The organism is Maribacter sp. PR1 (assembly GCF_028464145.1).
Lineage (GTDB): Bacteria > Bacteroidota > Bacteroidia > Flavobacteriales > Flavobacteriaceae > Maribacter.
The window spans coordinates 18434-36316 of the sequence record NZ_JAQPCG010000007.1; the positions used below are offsets into that span (position 1 = coordinate 18434).

The 17883-nt window shown below is 37.5% G+C and carries 10 protein-coding genes and 2 tRNA genes; 5 read left to right on the forward strand and 7 right to left on the reverse strand.

What is annotated here, in order from left to right; translation table 11 throughout:
* Nucleotides 1-111: 111 nt before the first annotated feature.
* Both PP182_RS14570 and PP182_RS14575 read left to right on the forward strand, forming a co-directional pair.
* Entirely contained in the window at nucleotides 112-948 is an 837-nt protein-coding gene (locus tag PP182_RS14570) for a HEPN domain-containing protein (protein ID WP_272652006.1), read from the forward strand.
* A 292-nt stretch (nucleotides 949-1240) separates the two neighbouring features.
* Entirely contained in the window at nucleotides 1241-2251 is a 1011-nt protein-coding gene (locus PP182_RS14575; protein ID WP_272652007.1) for a DUF2971 domain-containing protein, read from the forward strand.
* Between the two features lie 289 nt (nucleotides 2252-2540).
* On the opposite strand, the gene PP182_RS14580 is transcribed toward PP182_RS14575, so the two are convergent.
* The 5 genes from PP182_RS14580 to PP182_RS14600 all read right to left on the reverse strand — a co-directional run bounded on the left by PP182_RS14580 (nucleotide 2541) and on the right by PP182_RS14600 (nucleotide 8901).
* On the reverse strand, nucleotides 2541-3791 hold the full coding sequence (locus tag PP182_RS14580; RefSeq protein ID WP_272652008.1) for a site-specific integrase: 1251 nt from the start codon (nucleotides 3789-3791) through the stop codon (nucleotides 2541-2543).
* A 215-nt stretch (nucleotides 3792-4006) separates the two neighbouring features.
* Nucleotides 4007-4081, reverse strand: a tRNA-Pro gene (locus PP182_RS14585).
* A 29-nt stretch (nucleotides 4082-4110) separates the two neighbouring features.
* A tRNA-Ser gene (locus PP182_RS14590) sits at nucleotides 4111-4194 on the reverse strand.
* Nucleotides 4195-4355: 161 nt separating this feature from the next.
* Nucleotides 4356-6746: a TonB-dependent receptor gene (locus PP182_RS14595; protein ID WP_272652009.1), complete on the reverse strand. Its 2391-nt coding sequence runs from the start codon at nucleotides 6744-6746 to the stop codon at nucleotides 4356-4358.
* Nucleotides 6747-6864: 118 nt separating this feature from the next.
* A complete protein-coding gene (locus tag PP182_RS14600; RefSeq protein ID WP_272652010.1) occupies nucleotides 6865-8901 on the reverse strand; it encodes an HD family phosphohydrolase in 2037 nt (678 codons plus the stop codon).
* 232 nt (nucleotides 8902-9133) lie between these two features.
* Between PP182_RS14600 and PP182_RS14605 the strand changes: the two genes are divergently transcribed.
* Both PP182_RS14605 and PP182_RS14610 read left to right on the forward strand, forming a co-directional pair.
* Nucleotides 9134-10309, forward strand: coding sequence for an acetyl-CoA C-acyltransferase (locus tag PP182_RS14605; RefSeq protein WP_272652011.1), 1176 nt, complete (start codon nucleotides 9134-9136; stop codon nucleotides 10307-10309).
* Between the two features lie 16 nt (nucleotides 10310-10325).
* Nucleotides 10326-11075: a C40 family peptidase gene (locus tag PP182_RS14610; RefSeq protein WP_272652012.1), complete on the forward strand. Its 750-nt coding sequence runs from the start codon at nucleotides 10326-10328 to the stop codon at nucleotides 11073-11075.
* Nucleotides 11076-11122: 47 nt separating this feature from the next.
* Here PP182_RS14610 and PP182_RS14615 read toward each other — a convergent pair whose 3' ends face one another.
* Entirely contained in the window at nucleotides 11123-12385 is a 1263-nt protein-coding gene (locus PP182_RS14615) for a tetratricopeptide repeat protein (RefSeq protein WP_272652013.1), read from the reverse strand.
* Between the two features lie 70 nt (nucleotides 12386-12455).
* A complete protein-coding gene (gene gyrA, locus PP182_RS14620) occupies nucleotides 12456-14945 on the reverse strand; it encodes a DNA gyrase subunit A (protein ID WP_272652014.1) in 2490 nt (829 codons plus the stop codon).
* 259 nt (nucleotides 14946-15204) lie between these two features.
* On the opposite strand from gyrA, the gene PP182_RS14625 reads away from it, so the two are divergent.
* A complete protein-coding gene (locus tag PP182_RS14625) occupies nucleotides 15205-17757 on the forward strand; it encodes an ATP-dependent Clp protease ATP-binding subunit (protein WP_272652015.1) in 2553 nt (850 codons plus the stop codon).
* Nucleotides 17758-17883: the final 126 nt, after the last annotated feature.

Genomic DNA, 17883 nt, shown 5'->3' on the forward strand with positions numbered 1-17883 from the left:
GGTTTTTTTATGGCATTTCCATTTATTTTAAAATAGAAATGATTACACCCATGTTGCCGAAACTTCCTTCAAAAGCATTAAAGATTCCTATCTTGCTACGTATAAAAAAGAATGTATAGCACAATAAAAGTATGGATTGACCTTTCAAAAAGTGATTTGAACTCTTCCAAAATCCTTCACGAAAATGGACATTATAGAAATTCTTATTTTTTGTTTCAGCAAACGACAGAAAAGGCAAATAAGGCTTTTGCATTAATTTCTGAAATACTCACTGAAACAGAACTCAAAACTATACAGCACGACCAAACTAAAATTTATAGGAAAGCAATTGTTAAGCAAGAAAAAAATATTTTGGAATCAATTGAGTTGTTTAAACAGATTGAAATTCATAAAAACTTAGAGTTATTATCACCAAAACAATTAAAAATACGTCACGACTCAATTAAAAAAAGCATATCATTTATAGATAGTTTACGAAATTGCGATTTAATCAATATTACTAGTGAAGACCTAGACTACTATATAAATGAAATTAATGAACTCAAAAATTTTAAACTAGAGTTGCCTAAAGATTTTAATTCAATCTTAAGAACTCAAATGATTGCACTTAGCAATTGGATTGGTCAATTCGATACTGAAAAGGCAAAAACATTTAAAAAGGAAATACAGGATTTTCTAAATATAGAAGAATCTGAAAAACTATTTGAATCATTAAAGACAGTCATATATCCAATGTTTGATATAATGTTCATTAATTTCACATTATATATTTGTGCTATTTTAACAATTCAACATAGTTCATTGACTAGATACCCAAGTGACGGAATTAATCCAGAAAGAATTTACAATAGAAAACTACCCATTGTAAATAAACAAATGGAATTTATTGAACTTTTGACCGAGGCGATTTCACGAATGGAAAAAATAAATGAATCTCAAGAAAAGTAATTCTAGCTAAATGAAAATCTCAAAAATTAAGGAGCAGGAATTGAAAAATAGATCGGAGAAAAAACGTGTTACAATGACCTGCTAAACCAAATTGCCAATGCGGTCGGGACCCGAGACCTACGGCCCCACGATCGAAAACACCAAAAACCCGACCCAACAGCACCTAAAGGCAATTTGGCAACGTTCTACTTGTCTTTTAAATTATTTGCAAATAAATTCACATAATTCAAAACCCAGAACGTCACTGCGTTTAGCAGGGCGCTGTGTACAATTACCAAAACCTTCAAAATCAATGCTCGTATTTAAGTATAGAAGTGGTACAGAGAATGATTTAAAAGCTCTTGAAAACAATCAATATTGGTCATCTTCTATTGAGCAATTAAATGACCCTTGTGAGGCCATTACCGATGCTAAACGAGTAAAAAGATTTCTGAATTACATTGGGCAAAAAGTTGCAGCCAAAACAAGAGAGGGTGTCAAATTAATTAATGATAATACTGACGACGTTTTGTCAATGGATAATAAGATGGGTATTTATTCACTTTCTAAAACTCCTTTAGACGAATTACTTTGGGCTCATTATGCTAATTCTCATAAAGGATTCTGCATAGAATATGATTTGGATATTTTACTCAAAAACGACGGAAAAAATCACGTTCATTCCTTTCCTGTTATATATTCAAAAAAGCCTCCTAGCATTGGTTTTTTGGACATTATAAAAAACAAACAAAACAACTATATAAAAAAGTTCGCTTTTCATAAATCAAAAAGGTGGGAATATGAGCAAGAACATCGAATTGTAACTAGTAAAATTGGACTTAATTCCTATTATCATAAAGCCCTGAAATCAATCTATTTTGGTTTAAAAATCAAGGAATCAGATAAAAGTAAAATTATAAACCTTTTTAAATCAAGAGGAATTCAATTCTATCAAATTGAACTAGAAAAGAACAGCTATTCTTTTAAAGCAGTAAAACTTGAGTCCGATAATTCTCATGAATCTAAATATTTAAAGCAATTACCAATTACTATTTCTAATGGGAAGATTATAGAATTTGAAATCTTGAAAAGTAAAATTTTCAACTATGGTGGAATAGGAGAGTTTAAAGTATTATTGAAACAAGAATTAAATAAGTCGGAATTAGAAAATTTAATTAATTATCTGAAAGAGAATTTATTTAATGAAGGTAAAGTATTGTTTTTCGAATTCTTTACTGAACAAAACAAAGCTGAGGGTGTGCCTTGGGCTTATGCAAATATCCGCAAAGGGCAGACGGATATACAATTTAATCGTAAAAAATAACTGTACACAACACAAGTAACCGTTGTAAAAGTATAGATTTCTAAGAAAAAAGAAAATCAATAAAATATGGCAGGAGAAAAGCAAAACAATTTGCTCCAAGTCATTTCGGTCAAACCTACTTTCACGGTACAAAAGCAGATAAAGTAGAGATATCCTGCCTCGCCCAGTAAATTAGTTTCGGTAAGATTTGGGCCTTGCAGCACTTCGCTCTGCTTCGTTCGCTTTTTTTAAAGTTTGATTTCAGTTATATAAATAAGGAAAGGGAGCGAAAAATACGCTCCCTTCTTAGTTAAGTAGCTGCACTTTTTTTGGTTGTCTTTTCCTTGAACCTAATCAAAAGATTTCCGATATCCTCACTTATCTTGGATTCCACGACCCTGGCATAAATTTGTGTAGTGGATAGTTTGCTATGCCCGAGAAGTTTCGAGACTGTTTCGATGGGTACACCATTTGACAACATGACGGTTGTTGCAAAGGTATGTCTTGCAACATGAAAGGTCAGGTTTTTGTCAATGTCACAGGAATCCGCTATCTCTTTTAAATAGGCGTTGGTCTTTTGGTTGGAACTGATCGGCAACAGGCTTTCTTTATTTTCCATTTCTGGACATTGCATATACTTTTCCAAGATTTCCCGTGCTTTTGGGAGCAAAGGGACTTTCACGGGCTTGTCCGTTTTTTCACGCTTGGTACTTATCCAATGGTTTCCGTCTATCCCCTTCACGATATTGTCACTGTTCAGCTCCTTGACATCCACATAGGAAAGACCTGTATAACAGGAAAACACAAAGCAGTCCCTTATCCTCTCCAAGCGTTCGTTACCCATTTCAGTGCTTTCCAATTGCTCCAGTTCCTCTTCGTCCAGAAACTGGCGGTCATATTTGTTATATTTCAACTGGAACTGGTTGAACGGGTTCTTGTCCATCCATTCCAATTTGACGGCAAGGTTGAGCATCTTCTTGAACCTTTCCAGATGTTTCATTACCCCATTGTTGCCCAATAAGAGCCTTTTCTTTGAATCTCTGTAATTGCGCAAAAAATGCTCAAAATCCGTTACAAAGGCATAGTTCAACTGTTTGAGGCGGACATCGTTGACCTTTCTATTCTTGGCTAAAAACCTATACAGGTACTTTTCCGTCGTATAATAGTTCTTCATCGTCCCTTTTTTCAGGACAATCGACATATTCCCATTATGGTACTTTATAAGATCCCTTAAGGTCTTGCTGTTGTCATCTTCGCCAAGATAACGGGACTTGATGGCATCTGATGAAACGACCCTGTTCTCTTCCAAAAGTTCTTTATGGCAGTCCAACAGTCCACGATAAACGCTGTCCAGATACGCGTTCAATGTCCTTATTCTCTGTGAACCTCCCCTGCCCCGGTTCCGTGAACTGTCCCACTCCTTGGAAGGAATGTTTCTTTTTAGGCTGATCTCGGAACGTTGACCATCCACAGTAATCCGTACATAGATGGATAATTGGTTTGGGACGCTCCTTGATTTTCTGGTAAAGAAAATTACGGTGAAAGTGTGTTTTGATTTCATTGTACATGACTTTGGTTAAACAATAAATTGTAAAGACGAAAGTCAAATCGTACCCTAAAGTCCTTTAAAGTTAGTACATTTCGGATTAATGGTTGTACACCGAATTGCACACCTTTTATTTGGTTTTAAATGAAATCAATTGAATGCATAAAAAACAAAAAACACTGAAAATCAAATGATTAACAGTGTTTTGTTGTGACCTATTTCTAGGTTCGTCGGGGTGGCAGGATTCGAACCTGCGACCTCCGCGTCCCAAACGCGGCGCGATAACCGGGCTACGCTACACCCCGAGGTTATCCTAAAAATTATAAGAAAATTGCGGAGAGAATGGGACTCGAACCCATGCGACACTTGCGCGTCGACAGATTAGCAATCTGCTCCGTTACCACTCCGGCACCTCTCCAATAATTTATTTTTATGAACGTTCGCTCAAATTGCGGATGCAAATGTAAATTTTACCTTAGAAGCACGCAACTATTTTAGAAGGTTTTTTAAAAAAATAGCCCGTCCCTAATATTAACTTTCCTAGTATCAAATAGATAAAGAATAGCTACGATTTCAAAATCAATAAATTACCTTTAAACTACCCAATTCTCCATTTTCGGTTACTGCGGTAGCTTCCAGTTTCAAAGGCGAATCTTTTTCAACGGGTACTTTGAGTTCTACTAAAGCTTCTCCATTCTTATTGGTCTTCAAATTAGGGTTCCAGTAAAGTGTACTTAAATTATTTTGATGTCTTATTGATTTTTTCCCCAAATCTTCTAAGTAGTTTTCAAAATTTAGGGATTCATGGTAGCCCTGAAATTTAATATTAGCATCCTTTCTGTTATAGGAATCCAAAAAAGAACCTGATCGCGTATAAATCAGTATAGCTCCGCCTGCAGCACGTGTACCATAAATCGATGCCTGAGCCCCATACAATATTTCTATTTTATCAACATCAACATAACTTACCATAGAAATAATTTCCGAAAGTTTCGTAGGCTGAACTAACGGCATTCCATCCAAAACCCATAAAACTGGTCCCAGCCCCGCTGATTTTGGTAAAAATATCGTAGGCTCAAAAGTTCCAATGCCCTGTACCTGTACTCCCGGTATTCCTAAAAACAATTGTGGTATGGTTTGGGGTCTTTCAAAATCCTGATATTTGACTTTCGTTGGGGTTATCCCGTAAACGGAAGGTGCCGTTTTTCTCTTTTGTTGTTTTTTATCAATAACTGATACTTCTTCCAATTCGATCAAACGGTCCGGGTCCACAGGTTCCCAAGATGAGGACTGCACAACATCTCCATTTTTGGTTGGTTGGCCTTTTTCTTTCAAACCATCTACCATTTCCTTATCAATTTTACTCAAAGTCTGTTCTTTTGGCTGGAAATTGACAAGTCTCGATTTTGTATCATCCCCACTTGTCCTAAAAACCAATTCCGTCTCCCCTTCAAATTGTAAGTTCTCCAACTTTAATAATCCCGATGCATCCGTCTTAACTTCCTTGGTAAAGACTCCACTCCCAGAAACACCAAAAATTTGGATATCCGTATTCGTGAGTAGCTCATCGTTCAGATTGTAGGCAAACCCATACAGATTAAGCCCTCTTTGAAAAGGGTACATAATAGTATCGGGGAGTTCCTTCACCCTATCCTCTACCAAATCGCCGTAAGAGGTCATAACTTCCAAATCCTTTTTATAAAGTGTTGCCCTTCCTTTATTATCGCCTGTTAGCATACCCGTCCCGCTTCTCCACCCATCAGATATGAGTTTTTTTGAAAAGGTATCCTCCGTACCTTCAATATGAGAAATACTAAGACTCACGACCGTCTCTACTGGTCTTCCTTCCGGGTCCTGAACCTTTACTACATAGGCATTTGGATTTGCCCCTTCAGTTGGCGCAATAGTGATATTCAAATGCTCCAAACCAATTTCTACGGGCCTTGTTGCAATTAGGGTATCATCTTCATCAACCAACTGTATCTCGAGGACTCCAGCAGGTATACCTTTCTTTGGTATATCTAAAGTTAAATTTGTGTCCTTTACGTCCAGTTCTTTTTCAAAATAAGGAACACTGTTCATGACCCCCCTCAAAAAAATCTTGGTACCCAACAGTTGTTTTGATGTCTGTATTCGAACAGCTAGGCTTCCAGAATTTAAGGTGCTCACGTGTATAACAAACCCATCCTCTTCAACTTTTGGTAAAACAAAGGTCTCTCCGTTTTGAGCCCTGAAAAAGTATTTTTTATTCGCTTTGGGCACAAATCTCAGGGAAGATACGCCGTCATCATAATTTTTTACGGGAATGCTGACCGCACCAGTTTCGTCAATTATTTCTCCTTCCATATTTAGCCCCTCACCATCTGTGTCCGTAGTTTTGATAAGGAGCCTATTGTCCAAATTTTCAACAAGTCTTCCACCCTCAGGATAAAAGGCCACGTTCAGAGGCTGGTTTTCCTCTTTACCTGCATTTTTGTTCCGGTTTTTGTTCTGGTAGATTATTTCTTTTTCAGAGTATCCATCATCACCATAGTTCTTCATCCATTGGGTATACGCCCTAAGTGTATAATTGCCATCTTCCATTTTTCGTGGGGCCGAAATAGACCCTTGTGCCATACCCTCCAAAATACGATGGTACTGGGTCGAAACTACAAGGTCATTCTTGTCCAATAGATCCAGCCTCAATACTTTGCTCAAAGTAGCCCTTACCCGATCCGGTCCCGTTAGGATAAAGGCCTTGAAAAACAATGATTGGTCGCCAACAAATTCATTCCTGTCCGTATGCAGCACAATGTGTTCCTGCCAAGTCCTTAAAAAGTCCTTATCACTATTTTGAATAAGGCTGACCTTCTCCCCGTTGAACATCTTTTTCAAATCATAAGGGAAGGGACCACTACTTTGTGATATTAAAGAATTATGTAGAAATATGAAGAGTATTGCGATGAAAAAAGAATAAATATTTTTAGACATACAGAACTGTTTTAAAGGGTTTAAAACTTGGGGGAGTCCTTTAAATATAATTAATAGCTCGCCCAAACCCCAGGGGCATAACTAAATTTTAACAGATAAGCTGCTGAAAACAAACTAATTACTCCGGGTACTCTACACGTAGGTGGTAGATATTCGTTAGTTTTTGCTTAAAGATCTTTTTAATGATTTCTATTTCTTTGAAGGTAATATTGGCGTTCAAGAATTGATTCCCTTTCATTTGACCGGCAATAATTTTATCCACAAACTCATCGATTATTGTAAATGTAGGATCTTTCAAGCTCTTGGAGGCAGCCTCCACCGAGTCGGCCATCATCAATATCGCTGTCTCCTTAGAAAATGGCAAAGGCCCGGGGTACCTAAATTCCTTCTCATTAATTTCAATTTCCCGTTCCTTTTGTTTCTTGTAAAAATAATACACGAACGTTGTTCCATGATGTGATCGAATAAAATCGATTATGCGGTCGGGTAAATTGTTTTTTCGTGCTAATTCAATACCCTTTATAACATGATCTATAATAATCTTGGCGCTCTCTTTGGGAGTTATTTCATCATGGGGGTTCACATTGGTTATCTGATTTTCTGTAAAATACGTTGGGTTATTCATCTTACCGATATCATGATATAGAGCACCTACCCTTACCAACATGGCATTTGCACCTATTTCATTGGCAGCGGCCTCAGCCAGATTAGCGACTTGTAAAGAGTGATTAAATGTTCCCGGCGCTTTATTGGAAAGTTCCTTCAATAATTTTGAATTCGTATCGGACAACTCCAATAAAGACACATCGGAAACCAAACCAAAAACCTTTTCATAAATATATATCAATGGTTGTACAAAAAGAGTGATCATACCGTTGAGCAAGAATAAGCCCAAAGTAAACCAAGAAATATTACTCAAATTGCCTTCATGAATTATATGGAAGGCCAAATATCCCACCACATATATAGAAATAATTTGCCCAATGGAGATAAAAAGATTAGCCCTCTTATAAAGCTCGGAAACCGTTAAAATGGTAACTATACCCGTAATAATCTGTAAAAAAATGTATTCAAAACTATTCGGGACTACAAATCCCAATATCAATACGGTCAATACGTGGGAAAAGAGTCCCAATCTGGCATCAAAAAAAGTTTTAAGAATCAGTGGAAGGATACAAAGAGGAACGACAAATACAAGGGTATCATCATATTTTACTACCATGGTCGTTATAAAAACCATGAGTAGGATATTGAATATTATAAAGGTGACTTTAGTATTGTTTTCATAAATGGTGGCGCGGTATTTCTTTAGAAACAATAGCAACATCAACAAAACAAGTGCTACCAACACCGTGTAACCAATTAATATGATATAATAATTACTTGCCGTCCATAGCTCAGATTCATATTCTGCTTTTAGTGATTCCAATACCTTGAGGTTCTCCCCTTCAACAACCTCTCCTTTAGCAATAATTAGTTTTCCCTCGTCTACCGTTCCCCTAGTATAACTAATCTTGGATAGCGCATCCTCCCTACTCTTCTGGGTTAAATTGGCATCATAACTAACATTGGGTACTATTAGGTTGAAGAATATTTCCTCAAATTCTTCGGTAAGGTGCTGTAGATTTTTTTGCTGTAGTTTATCACTAACCAATTCTCCAATATCCGAAACCCTATAAAAAGCGGAAACCTGTTTACTTTCAGCCTCATTGTTCCTTAATAGAAAAATAGAATTACCCTTTATCTGTTTGGCACTACTATCTAAAATTCCATTTTTATAAATTGAGTCAAGAAGTTCGGTTCCGGTAGTCTTTAAATAGTTCCTTTGAGCGTTGGTGTAATCAGAATCATCAAATTGGTTGTTGAAAGCATCTGTAAAATTTTCATATACCTCAATAACTTTTTGCTGATTATATCTAAAATATTGACCGCTAGTTTCATCTATATTTTGTTTTTCTTCAGCTATTTCCGCTTCAGTCTTCTTGACGGAAAAATCAAACGGTGCGTATAAGGTTTCAAACTGCCAAGGTTTTCCTTTTTGGAATTCATATTTGAATTTACCCCCTTTAGGAAAAAAGAAAACGATAAAACCTACCGCCACTACATATAGGACATATTTATATATGAGCGATTGTTTTTTGTAAAGGTTATCCAAGCGTTTGATTTTAATGTGACCATATCAAAAATAGAAAATATAAGCTTACCACTAAGGATTTGAAAGCATAACCAAATGTTTGCGTGAGAATTTAGTAATTTCGCCATGAGGAAATTGAATTTAGTTGTGAAGCGAGGAAAACTACCTTTATATAAATCAGAAAGGATATTGAACAGAAATATCCGAGTAGTGATTTAAGTAGATTCACGACCTTTTAAATAACGATTATAAGATGAAAGAAGTAGTTATAGTTTCAGCAGTACGAACTCCAATAGGCAGTTTTATGGGGGCACTTTCCACAGTACCCGCTCCAAAATTAGGTGCTGAAGCAATCAAAGGAGCATTGGAAAAAATAAATCTAAAACCAGAAATGGTGGAGGAAGTATTAATGGGAAACGTTGTACAGGCTGGAACCGGACAGGCACCGGCAAGACAAGCAGCCATTTATTCAGGTATACCAGATACTGTACCTTGTACCACCATTAACAAGGTATGTGCCTCAGGTATGAAGGCAGTTATGCAGGCAGCACAGGCTATCGCATTGGGCGATGCATCTATCATAGTTGCTGGAGGAATGGAAAATATGAGTTTGATTCCACATTATACCTATTTGAGAAAGCCCGTTAAATTTGGTCCTTCATCACTGATTGATGGTATGCAAAAGGATGGATTGGTGGATGCCTATGATCAAAATGCTATGGGAGTTTGTGCCGATGCTTGTGCTCTTGAATATGAATTTTCTAGGGAAGACCAAGATGCATTTGCGATTCAGTCCTATAAACGTTCAGAAGAGGCTTGGAAAAATGGTCTATTCCAAAATGAAGTTATACCCGTATCCGTACCTCAAAGACGTGGCGAACCAATCATCGTATCCGAAGATGAAGAATATAAAAATGTATTTTTAGACAAAATACCAAATCTGAGACCGGCCTTTTCAAAAGATGGAACCGTTACTGCCGCCAATGCCTCTACAATCAACGATGGCGCTGCTGCCTTAGTTTTGATGAGTGCCGAAAAAGCCAAAGAATTGGGAATGAAACCTTTAGCGACAATAAAAAGTTACGCAGATGCAGCACACGAACCTAAATGGTTTACTACTGCTCCAGCTAAAGCCTTGCCCAAAGCGCTGAAAAAAGCCAATATTGAATTAAACGATGTTGACTTCTTTGAATTCAATGAAGCTTTTTCAGTCGTTGGTTTGGCCAATATGAAAATCTTAAACCTTTCGGACAAAAAAGTGAATGTTCATGGTGGAGCGGTATCTTTAGGACATCCATTGGGTTGTTCGGGGGCAAGGATTCTGGTAACATTGCTGAATATTCTAGAGCAAAAAAATGGAAAAATAGGAGCTGCGGCTATTTGTAACGGAGGTGGTGGTGCTTCAGCATTGATTTTGGAAAGCGTCTAATTCCTTTTAAAAGTTCATGCAATACGGTATTTGCCCTTTAAGTTTAGTCTCGCTAAGAAACTCACCTGAAGATACTTCTGAAATGATTAGTCAATTACTCTTTGGCGAACATTTTAAAATTTTAGAATCTAGAAAATATTGGTCAAGAATACGAGTTTCTTATGATAAATGTGAAGGATGGATACCTAACAATCAATTGTTATTTCTTACCGAAGAAGATTATGATGAAATAGAGCAAAAGGCCAAAACCTCTGCTTCTGATTTAATCGGTTATGTTGAACGACAAAATTGTTTGTTGACCACGATACTCGTCGGTTCTTCACTCCCTGATATTGAATGTATGCCTTATACATTTGAAGGAAATAGAATCGGAGGAAAACAAGCCAAGAATAGCCTAATCGATATTGCATTGTTATACCTGAATTCACCGGAATTGAAGGGCGGTAAATCTCCTTTTGGCATAGATGCATCCGGTTTTACACAAATGGTCTACAAAATTAATGGATATGAACTGTTAAGAACATCCGAACAGCAGTCAACACAAGGAGAAGCTTTAAGTTTTGTGGAGGAAAGCGAAGCAGGTGATCTTGCCTTTTTTGATGACGCGAGCGGTTCCATTAATCACGTAGGCATTATTATGGAGAATAATTATATAATCCATGTCAATGGTACGGTAAGAATTGACCGCTTGGACCATACCGGTATTTTCAATAATGACCTTAGAAGTTACTCTCATCAATTAAGAGTCATTAAAAAAATAGTATAAAAAAAGGCCCTGATTACAGGGCCTTTTTTGTTTGCTCTTTGAAGTTATTATTCTCCTAACAACTTTTTTACTCTCATAAAGTTCTCATTGTCTCCCATAGCCCCGTAGATGTTTTTCAATTGCGTTAAAACACCTTGATTATCTGGATTAGTCTTTAAAGCATCCTCCAAGATATTGGCTCCCTGAGTAAACAATTCATCCTTTTTGGCTTTTAGCTCGTCGTAGCGTGTAATATCCGCTCGAGAATTACCCAATGAATTCATTTCGTCTATAAGCTCGTTTCCTTCATTTACATAGGTTGTAGATAGATTTAAATAGGCATTAGTATATCCTGGGTTCAATTCAATAGCCTTCTTGTAAGAAGCTCTTGCTTCCTCAAAATTACCTTGCTCCATGTTTATTACCCCCACATTGTAGTGCAAATCTGGATTGTCCGGTGCAAGTGCAATTGCCTCTGCCATTAGCTCTTTAAATTTTTCCTTATCCCCCAGTTTGAAATACAAATTTGCTTCATTCAATATTAAATTAACATCCTCTGGGTCATTTACCCTAGCGGCCTTGTAAGCTTCCAATGCTTTATCATCTTGGCCCAACTGAGTATAGATCAATGCAGTATTCTTAACGATTTCAGCTTTTTTAGATGGTGTTTTCTCATCTATTGGATCCTTATAGGAACCTGATTTAATCATTAAGTCACGCTGCATCTTATCCATTGTTTCTACCTCACCAGTTGCAACGTTTGTGGCTTTATAAACCGTTCCGCTACCATCATATCCAACTTGCTGGAGCTCATTGTAATATTTTAAAGCTTTTTCATAATGCCCACCATTAACAGCACTACTTGCAGCGTAATACAAATAAGAGGTGTCCTTAGGGCTTATGGTATAGCTCATATACAACTTGTCTGCAGCTTCGTCGAAATTCTTTTGTTCATTATCAGATACAGCAGAATTCACTAAATCTGCGGTAATACTGGCGATGTACTGTTTCGTTTCTTCAGAGTACTTGCTCTTACCGGATGCTTCCTCAATATCAATAACTTTTTTAAAGGAACTAGCAGCCTCTTCGTAAGCAGCATCGTCTCCTTTCTTCGCCAAATCGGAATAAATCTTACCCCTGGTGTAATAATACTGAGCTTGTAACTTTTCGTCTTCTCCGGCAATACTACCTGAGACTGCCTCGATAGATGTCTTTGCCGCTGCTGCATCTCCGTCCTTTAGGGCCTTTTCAGCATCCCTTATCTCGCTCTTCTGAGCAAATCCCATAATAGTAAAGGATAGCGCTGCTATGATTGAAATCTTAGTTTTCATTTTTGAAATATTTAATATTAGTGTTAATTATTACTGTTCGGTGCAAAATTAATCAATTCCCGTGCCAACTTTATTCCGGATTAACCTCAATCTCGTTAATATCCGTTTCATCCAAATCATCTTCCTCCTTCATAACCTTGGCCACTGCGGCAATTGAATCGTCACCTTTAATATTGATTAGTTTCACGCCTTGCGTAGCTCTTCCCATAACACGTAAATCCTCCACACTCATTCTAATAGCGATACCTGATTTATTGATTATCATTAAATCATCGGAATCGGTTACGTTTTTAATAGCTACTAAATTACCGGTTTTTTCGGTTATGCTAATGGTCTTGACACCTTTACCTCCACGATTGGTAATTCTATAGTCATCAATGCTTGATCTTTTACCATATCCGTTTTCGGACACCACCAAAAGTTCATCCTCAAAATTATGTACCGAAACCATTCCTACAACCTCATCTTCTTCACTGGCCAATGTAATTCCACGCACACCTGAAGCATTTCGTCCCATGGGTCTAGTTTTACTCTCTTCGAACCTTATTGCTTTACCTGATTTTAGACCTAGGAAAATTTGGCTGGTTCCCGTTGTCAACTTAGCCTCTAAAAGTTCGTCTCCCTCACGTATGGTAATAGCATTGATTCCATTTTGCCTTGGTCGTGAATATTGTTCCAGGGAAGTTTTTTTAACCGTGCCTTTTTTGGTGGCCATAATCACATAGTGACCATTTACGTACTCTTCATCTTTTAAATCCTGAGTACAGATGAAGGCTTTTACCGTATCCTCTTGTTCAATATTGATTAAATTTTGAATCGCCCTGCCTTTGGAAGTTCTACTTCCCTCAGGAATCTCGAACACCCTCATCCAGAAACACTTACCCTTTTGGGTAAAGAATAACATGTATTGATGGTTAGTACCTACAAACAAATACTCCAAGAAGTCTTCATTTCTGGTGGAAGAAGCCTTTTGACCTACTCCACCCCTATGTTGGGTTTTATACTCGGTCAATGGCGTTCTTTTGATATAACCGGCCCTAGAAATAGTTATGACAACTTGTTCATTAGGAATCATATCCTCCATACTCAAATCGCCACCGGCAAAATTAATCTCGGAACGACGCTCATCACCATACTTTTCTTTAACTTCAAGAAGTTCTTCCTTGATAATTTCCATTCTTCGCTCTTTTTTAGCAAGAATGTCTTTTAAGTCAGCAATGGTCTTAATAATCTCTTCATACTCGGAACGTAATTTATCCTGCTCTAAGCCCGTCAATTGTCGCAATCTCATTTCCACGATTGCCTTGGCTTGAATTTCGGTAAGTTTAAAGCGTTCCATTAAGTTCTCTCTTGCCTCATCTGCATTGGAAGATGCCCTAATAATTGCTATAACCTCATCAATATTGTCTGAAGCGATAATAAGTCCTTCAAGAATGTGTGCCCTATCCTCAGCTTTTTTCAATTCAAACTCAGTTCGTCTTACAACAACCTCGTGTCTATGCTCCACAAAATGATGAATCATATCCTTTACATTGAGCAATTGAGGTCTTCCCTTTACAAGAGCAATGTTATTTACGCTAAACGAAGTTTGTAGTGCGGTATATTTATATAAGGTATTTAAAACAATATTTGGAATGGCATCCCTTTTTAGAATATACACAATGCGCATTCCTTTTCGGTCAGACTCATCCCTAATGGTTGAAATACCTTCTATCTTCTTATCGTTTATCAAGTCGGCCGTTTTCTTGATCATATCCGCCTTGTTCACTTGATAAGGTATTTCGGTAACTATGATACACTCACGCCCCTGAACTTCTTCGAAGGTGGCCTTAGCACGCATCATTACTCTTCCCCGTCCTGTATGAAATGCCTCTTTAACACCATCATATCCATAAATAATACCACCAGTTGGAAAATCAGGGGCCTTGATATGGGTAATTAACTCATCGATTTCTATATCATTATTTTCGATGTAGGCAATGGTACCATCCACTACTTCAGATAGATTGTGTGGAGGCATATTTGTGGCCATACCTACGGCAATACCTGAAGCCCCATTAACCAATAAGTTTGGAACCCTTGTGGGCAGAACTGTTGGCTCTTTTAAGGAATCATCGAAATTCAGTTGATGGTCCACCGTATCTTTATCAATATCCGCCAACATCTCGTCCGCAATCTTACGCATACGTGCCTCGGTATAACGCATTGCTGCCGGACTATCACCATCTACAGAACCAAAGTTACCCTGACCATCTATCAGCATATAACGCAAACTCCATTCCTGGGCCATTCTAACCATGGTATCGTAAACTGAAGTATCACCATGAGGGTGATATTTACCAAGAACTTCACCCACAATACGGGCTGATTTTTTATGGGAACTAGTACTTCTTACACCAAGTTCATGCATTCCAAAAAGAACGCGCCTATGTACAGGTTTTAGACCATCTCGCACATCTGGCAGTGCTCGTGACACTATGACCGACATTGAATAATCAATGTAGGCAGATTTCATTTCTTCTTCGATGTTGATAGGAATCAATTTTTCACCTTCCGCCATTGTAAAATATTAATTGTTTTTTTATTAGTAAAAAAGCATGCCAATATACGCAAAATCGAAGGGTTTGAAGAACTCAAAAAAGTATTTATTCAATATTTTATTAACACTATGTCCATTCCAAAAAGTTAATAATTATACCCACCCTGATTTTGATTTAGTTATCTTTTTTCGTCATTTAGAATAACTTTAACGAATATAGGTACAGTATTTGCCCATGATTAATTGAGATTTAGTAATTTTATAGTTGATACTACGATATATGGATGATAATTTTTCACCTAGAGTAAAAGATGTAATTGCCTACAGTAAGGAGGAAGCTTTAAGACTCGGCCATGATTTTATTGGTACCGAGCATTTGATGTTGGGCCTCTTAAGGGATGGTAGTGGAAAAGCAATAAGTATTTTGGATGCATTGGACGTAGACCTTGAACATTTACGTAGAAAGGTCGAAATCTTGAGTCCCTCTAACCCAAATGCCGGAAATGTTCAAAAAGACAAGAAAAATCTACATTTAACCAGACAGGCTGAACGTGCGCTAAAGACTACCTTTTTAGAAGCTAAGCTTTTTCAGAGTTCTTCAATAAACACTGCACATCTGTTATTGTGCATATTAAGAAACGAGAACGATCCCACCACAAAATTGCTACATAAGTTAAAAGTTGATTATGATGGGGTTAAAGAACAGTTCAAATTTATGATAACTAGTGATGATGATATAGTCGATTCGCCTACTTCAGAATCGTTTCCAAGTGATTCGGATGATACCAATGAGGGTAAGGAAAGTACTTTTGGAACCAATTCAGGAACCAAAAGCACTAAAAAATCCAAAACTCCTGTATTGGACAATTTTGGAAGGGACCTTACTAATATGGCTGAAGAAAACAAATTGGACCCCGTAGTAGGAAGGGAGAAAGAGATAGAGCGGGTTTCCCAAATTCTTAGTAGAAGAAAAAAGAACAACCCGCTGTTAATCGGTGAACCAGGCGTTGGTAAAAGTGCTATTGCCGAGGGGTTGGCTTTACGAATAGTCAATAAAAAAGTTTCCAGGATTCTTTATAACAAAAGAGTGGTTACCTTGGATTTGGCATCCCTTGTTGCAGGAACAAAATATCGCGGTCAATTCGAAGAAAGAATGAAAGCCGTGATGAACGAGCTGGAAAAAAATGACGATGTTATCCTGTTCATTGATGAAATACACACCATTGTAGGCGCGGGAGGTGCTACAGGTAGTTTGGACGCCTCCAATATGTTCAAACCTGCATTGGCCCGAGGAGAAATTCAATGTATTGGAGCAACAACCTTAGATGAATACAGACAGTATATAGAAAAGGATGGCGCTTTAGAAAGAAGATTTCAAAAAGTCATTGTGGAGCCTACTAGTGTTGAGGAAACCGTAGAAATTCTTCATAATATTAAAGGCAAATATGAAGACCACCATAATGTGAGCTATACTGACGAGGCTATTGAAGCCTGTGTTAAGTTGACAAATAGATACATGACGGATAGATTCCTTCCGGACAAGGCTATTGATGCCCTAGATGAGGCCGGTTCTCGTGTCCATATTGTAAATATGGATGTCCCCAAACAAATTTTGGAGCTTGAGAAAAAACTGGAAGATGTTCGCGAACTGAAGAATACTGTTGTTAAAAAACAGAAATACGAAGAGGCTGCCAAGTTAAGGGATGATGAAAAAAGGATTGAAAAAGATTTAGCGGTTGCTCAGGAGAAATGGGAAGATGAAAGTAAATTACATAAAGAAACCGTTTCTGAGGACAACGTAGCCGACGTCGTTTCCATGATGAGTGGGATTCCAGTTAATAGAATTGCACAGACAGAAAGCAACAAATTAGCAGAGTTGCCAAAACTCATTAAAGCCAATGTAATTGGTCAGGATGAAGCGGTTGGTAAAGTTTCTAAAGCTATTCAGAGAAACAGGGCTGGTCTAAAAGATCCTAATAAGCCTATTGGTTCCTTTATTTTTTTAGGACAGACCGGTGTAGGTAAAACGCAATTGGCCAAGGTATTGGCGAAAGAGCTCTTTGACTCTGAGGATGCACTTATCAGAATTGACATGAGCGAGTATATGGAAAAATTTGCTATCTCTAGATTAGTTGGTGCACCTCCAGGGTATGTCGGTTACGAAGAAGGGGGACAATTGACAGAAAAAGTTCGAAGAAAGCCCTATTCCGTTATTCTATTGGACGAGGTAGAAAAAGCACATCCTGACGTTTTCAACATGCTATTACAAGTTTTGGATGATGGTTATTTGACCGATAGTCTTGGAAGAAAAATCGATTTTAGAAATACGATTATTATAATGACCTCCAACATTGGAGCACGCCAATTAAAGGATTTTGGACAAGGCGTAGGTTTTGGAACCGCTGCCAAAAAGGATCAAGCCAGCACGCATCAAAAAGGCGTTATTGAAAACGCTTTGAAAAAGGCGTTTGCTCCAGAATTCCTAAACCGAATAGATGATGTTATTGTCTTTAATGCCTTGGAAAGAGAGCATATACATCAAATTATTGATATAGAGCTATCTAAATTGTACAAGCGTATTAAAGGTATTGGATATGAATTGAAACTTTCAGAAGCGGCCAAGGATTACATTGCTGAAAAAGGCTTCGATAAGCAATATGGGGCGAGACCTTTAAAAAGAGCGATACAAAAATACATTGAGGATGCCTTGGCAGAGGAAATTGTGAACTCAAAATTGGAAGAGGGAGATACCATTAAAATGGACCTTGATAAAAAGAAGGATGAACTTACTATAAAAATCAAGAAACCCCAAGAATCCCCTAAATCAGAATAATAAATTAGTATTAACATTGCATTAAAGAAGGGAGCCGATTTAAGCTCCCTTCTTTATTTTTAATACAATACATCAGCACACGTAAGAATAAAAATACAAAGTTTTGAGCCCTATAGCAGTACATGA

What these genes read in the sequence shown, in the direction of transcription:
- PP182_RS14570 (WP_272652006.1), top strand. Translation starts at nt 112, where the DNA reads ATGTATAGCACAATAAAAGTATGGATTGACCTTTCAAAAAGTGATTTG.
- gyrA (WP_272652014.1), bottom strand. Translation starts at nt 14,945, where the DNA reads ATGGCGGAAGGTGAAAAATTGATTCCTATCAACATCGAAGAAGAAATG.
- PP182_RS14605 (WP_272652011.1), top strand. Translation starts at nt 9,134, where the DNA reads ATGAAAGAAGTAGTTATAGTTTCAGCAGTACGAACTCCAATAGGCAGT.
- PP182_RS14595 (WP_272652009.1), bottom strand. Translation starts at nt 6,746, where the DNA reads ATGTCTAAAAATATTTATTCTTTTTTCATCGCAATACTCTTCATATTT.
- PP182_RS14575 (WP_272652007.1), top strand. Translation starts at nt 1,241, where the DNA reads ATGCTCGTATTTAAGTATAGAAGTGGTACAGAGAATGATTTAAAAGCT.
- PP182_RS14610 (WP_272652012.1), top strand. Translation starts at nt 10,326, where the DNA reads ATGCAATACGGTATTTGCCCTTTAAGTTTAGTCTCGCTAAGAAACTCA.
- PP182_RS14625 (WP_272652015.1), top strand. Translation starts at nt 15,205, where the DNA reads ATGGATGATAATTTTTCACCTAGAGTAAAAGATGTAATTGCCTACAGT.
- PP182_RS14580 (WP_272652008.1), bottom strand. Translation starts at nt 3,791, where the DNA reads ATGAAATCAAAACACACTTTCACCGTAATTTTCTTTACCAGAAAATCA.
- PP182_RS14615 (WP_272652013.1), bottom strand. Translation starts at nt 12,385, where the DNA reads ATGAAAACTAAGATTTCAATCATAGCAGCGCTATCCTTTACTATTATG.